We start from the raw sequence: 4,430 nt of genomic DNA, 5'->3' as shown, positions 1-4,430 counted from the left end.
AAATCGGAGGATATAGATTATGTCGACCCAGAACCCAGTGTTTATTCCCGGCCCGACGAACATCCCTGATCGTTTGCGTTTGGCGATGCATGTTCAGACGCAGGATCATCGTGCGCCGGATTTTGTTGAGACGTTTGCCCCGGTGCTGGAGGATACCAAACGTGTGTTTGGCACCCGCGCGGGTCAGGTCATTACCTTTCCGGCCAGCGGCACGGGTGGGTGGGAAGCGTCGATCACCAATACGCTCAGCCCCGGTGATGCGGTTCTGGTGGCGCGGTACGGGATGTTCAGCCATCGCTGGATCGACCTGTGTCAGCGCCATGGGCTGGATGTTCGGATCATCGAATGCCCCTGGGGCAGCGGTGCGCCGGCGGACAAGTTCGCCGAGGCTCTGGCCGCCGATACGGGCCATGAGATCAAGGCGGTTCTGGTTACCCATAACGAGACGGCAACCGGCGTGCGCTCGGACATTGCGGCAGTGCGTGGGGCGATGGATGCCAGCAGCCACCCGGCAATGCTGTTTGTGGATTGCGTCAGCTCGCTGGCCTCGATGCCGTTCGAATTTGATGACTGGGGCGTTGATATAGCCGTGTCGGGCTCGCAGAAGGGCTTCATGCTGGCGACCGGCATGGCGATCCTGTGTGTCAGCCCCAAGGCGCTGGCGGCGATGGAAACGGCCAAACTGCCGCGCACCTTCTTTGATTTCCGCGATATGATGAACGCGAATGCCTCGGGCGGTTTTCCCTATACCCCGCCGCTACAGCTGATCTACGGCATGGGCGAAAGCCTGAAGATGCTGTTCGAGGAAGGCTTGGACAATGTCTATGCCCGCCACTTCCGTCTGGCCGAAGGGGTACGCAAGGCGACCTCGGCCTGGGGGCTCGATCTGGTGGCGCAGTCGCCGGATCTCTACTCGGATACGGTCAGCGCGATCTATGTGCCCGAGGGATTCGACAGCAATGCTCTGACGGATCATGCCTTCAACGCCTATGGCGTCAGCTTTGGCATCGGTCTGGGCGAGATGAACGGCAAGGCCTTCCGCATCGGCCATCTGGGCAGCCTGACGGATGTGATGGTTCTGTCCGGTCTTGCCACGATCGAGATGGCGATGGCCGATCTGGACTATCCGATCGAGCTGGGCAGCGGTGTGGCGGCGGCGCAGGAGTACTTCCGGTCCGGCAGCGCCACCCCGATGCAATCTGCAGCGTAAGGAGGAGCCTGATGTTGGACGACATGACCACAGCCGATTGCCTGACCATCGCGGATATGCGCGCAGCCCATGAGCGGATCAAACCCCACATTAACCGCACCCCGGTGCTGCGGTCGCAGTATCTGGACGATCTGACCGGCGCGCAGCTGTTCTTCAAATGCGAGAACTTCCAGGAGGCTGGTGCTTTCAAAGTGCGCGGTGCCTGCAACGCGGTCTTTGGCCTGAATGACGAGGCCGCCGAACGCGGCGTCTGCACGCATTCCTCGGGCAACCACGCGCTCAGCCTGTCTTATGCCGCCGGTCGACGGGGCATCCCCTGCAACGTGGTGATGCCGCGCACAGCGCCGCAGGCCAAGAAAGACGCGGTGCGCCGCTATGGCGGGATCATCACCGAATGCGAACCCTCGACCACCTCGCGCGAGGCGGTGTTTGCCGAGGTGCAGGCGCGGACGGGGGGTGAGTTCGTGCACCCCTATAACGACCCGCGGGTGATTGCGGGTCAGGCGACCTGTTCGGCGGAACTGCTGGAACAGACCGATGGTCTGGACGCGGTGGTCGCGCCCATTGGCGGCGGCGGCATGATCTCGGGCACCTGCCTGACCCTGTCGAACCTGGCGCCCGAGGTGCAGATCTATGCCTCGGAACCGGAACAGGCCGACGATGCCTATCGCAGCTTCAAGGCCGGTCACATCATCGCCGATGACGCGCCGGTCACCATCGCCGACGGGCTGAAAGTGCCGCTGAAGGAAAACACCTGGCACTTCGTGTCGAACTTCGTCAGCGACATCCACACCGCCAGCGAAGACGAGATCATCGCCGCGATGAAGACCACCTGGAAATACCTGCGCATCGTGATGGAACCCAGCTGCGCCGTGCCGCTGGCAACCATTCTGAAGCACCCCGAGGTGTTCAAGGGAAAGCGCGTCGGCGTGATCATCACCGGCGGCAATGTGGATCTGGACAAACTGCCCTGGTTCAAGGGTTGAGGAGGAAAACATGAACAAGCCCGTAAATATCGACCAGCTTGAGGTCGGCTTTGACATCCCCGCCGCCATCGGCATGGACGCGTCCGAGATTCAAACGCCGGCTCTGGTGCTGGATCTGGACGCGCTGGAGCGCAACATCCAGAAGATGGGCGATTACGCCAAGGCCCACGGCATGCGCCACCGGGTGCATGGCAAGATGCATAAATCCGTCGACGTGGCGCGGCTGCAGGTCGAGCTGGGCGGCGCCTGTGGCATCTGCTGCCAGAAAGTCTCCGAGGCCGAGGTCTTTGCCCGGGGCGGCATCAAGGACGTGCTTGTGTCCAATCAGGTGCGCGACCCGGCCAAGATCGACCGTCTGGCGCGGATGCCCAAGCTGGGCGCACGCACGATCTGCTGCGTTGACGACATCGACAATGTCGCTGATCTGTCCGAGGCCGCGCAGCGCCACGGCACTCAGATCGAATGTCTGGTCGAGATCGACTGCGGCGCGGGCCGCTGCGGCGTGACCACCACGCCCGAGGTGATAGCAATTGCCAAGGCCATCGACACGGCCCCAGGTCTCAAGTTCGCGGGCATTCAGGCCTATCAGGGCGCGATGCAGCACATGGATCTGTACGAGGATCGCAAGGCCAAGATCGACATCGCCGTGGCGCAGGTCAAAGACGCCGTTGATGGGCTGGCCGCCGAAGGGCTGGACTGTGACATCGTTGGCGGTGGCGGCACCGGGTCTTATTACTTCGAGAGCACCTCGGGCGTGTATAACGAACTGCAATGCGGCTCTTACGCCTTCATGGATGCCGATTATGGCCGCATCCTCGATGAGAACGGCAATCGCATCGACCGTGGGGAGTGGGAGAACGCCTTCTTCATCCTCACCAGCGTCATGAGCCACGCCAAATCCGACAAGGCCATCGTCGATGCCGGCCTCAAGGCCCAATCCGTGGACAGTGGCTTGCCGGTGATCTTTGGCCGCACGGATGTGGAATATGTCAAATGCTCGGATGAGCACGGCGTGGTCGCCGACCCGGACGGTGTTCTCAAGGTCAATGACAAGCTGCATCTGGTGCCCGGCCACTGCGACCCGACCGCCAATGTGCATGACTGGTATGTAGGCGTGCGCGACGGCAAGGTCGAAGCCCTCTGGCCCGTTTCCGCTCGCGGTAAGGCGTACTAAGCCACCGCACATGCGTCCCGGGCGGCAGTTTTCCCTTCCCCTGCCGCCCGGACCTGCCCCCAGAGCTTAAGGAAAAGGTCATGAAAGATATGTCTGATAAACCCCTGCTGATCGTCGGAGAGGACCTCTGCCAGCAACTGGTCGGCCGCCACGACGCGTTCGATGCGGTGCAGGACGTCTTCGCCGCCATGGCGCGTGGCGACGCCTATAACTTCCCCGTCATTCGTGAGGCCATCGGCTATGCCGACGCGCTTTACGGCTTCAAATCCGGCTTTGACCGCGCCGGTCAGGTGCTGGGCGTCAAATCCGGCGGCTACTGGCCCGGCAACATGGACAAGGGGCTGACCAATCACCAGTCCACCGTCTTCCTGTTCGACCCCGATACCGGACGGCTCTCGGCACTGGTCGGCGGCAATTACCTGACCGCCGTGCGCACCGCTGCATCCTCGGCCGTGTCGATTGCCCATCTGGCCCGGAAAGACGCCAAAGTGCTGGGCATGGTCGGCGCAGGCCACCAATCCGCCTTCCAGCTGCGCGCCGCTGCCGAGCAGCGCGACTTTGACAAAGTCGTCGCCTGGAATCCCCACCCCGAGATGCTGCCCCGTCTGGGCGCGGTCGCAACCGAGCTGGGTCTGGAGTTCGAAGCCGTCACGCAGGAAGAATTGGGTGCGCAAGCTGACGTCATCATCACCATCACCTCGGCCTTCGAGCCGCTGCTGATGAAAGACTGGATCAAGCCCGGCACCCACCTGGCCTGCATGGGCACCGACACCAAGGGCAAGCAAGAGGTCGATGCCGCACTGGTCGCATCCGCCACCGTCTTCACCGACGAAATCGCCCAGTCCGTCACCATCGGCGAGGCCCAACACGCCATCACCGCAGGCACCCTCACCGAGGCCCAAATCACCCCCATCGGCGCCGTCATCAACACCGACCACAAAGGCCGAACCTCCGACACCGAAATCACCCTCTTCGACGGAACAGGCGTCGGACTACAAGACCTCGCCGTCGCCCAAGTCGCAGCAAAACTCGCAGAAAAAGCAGGACTGGCGGAAACGGC

Annotated in this window: 4 protein-coding genes; all 4 read left to right on the top strand. The window is 62.4% G+C overall.

Annotated elements, in window-relative coordinates; genetic code table 11:
• The first annotated feature begins 19 nt into the window (after positions 1–19).
• Complete coding sequence (gene bhcA, locus ACR0LN_RS23785) at positions 20–1,210, top strand: L-aspartate--glyoxylate aminotransferase BhcA (RefSeq protein WP_480433210.1); 1,191 nt, start codon at positions 20–22, stop codon at positions 1,208–1,210.
• Positions 1,211–1,221: 11 nt separating this feature from the next.
• A complete protein-coding gene (bhcB, locus tag ACR0LN_RS23780; RefSeq protein WP_480433209.1) occupies positions 1,222–2,196 on the top strand; it encodes a beta-hydroxyaspartate dehydratase BhcB in 975 nt (324 codons plus the stop codon).
• Between the two features lie 10 nt (positions 2,197–2,206).
• Positions 2,207–3,370 carry a 3-hydroxy-D-aspartate aldolase BhcC gene (gene bhcC, locus ACR0LN_RS23775; protein WP_480433207.1) on the top strand — a complete coding sequence of 388 codons (1,164 nt, stop codon included), beginning with the start codon at positions 2,207–2,209 and terminating at the stop codon, positions 3,368–3,370.
• A gap of 80 nt (positions 3,371–3,450) precedes the next feature.
• On the top strand, positions 3,451–4,430 hold a 980-nt coding region (gene bhcD / locus ACR0LN_RS23770; protein ID WP_480433205.1), incomplete at its 3' end, for an iminosuccinate reductase BhcD.

Source organism: Ruegeria sp. AA6, from assembly GCF_056542865.1.
This window is presented reverse-complemented; position numbering and strand designations above follow the sequence as displayed.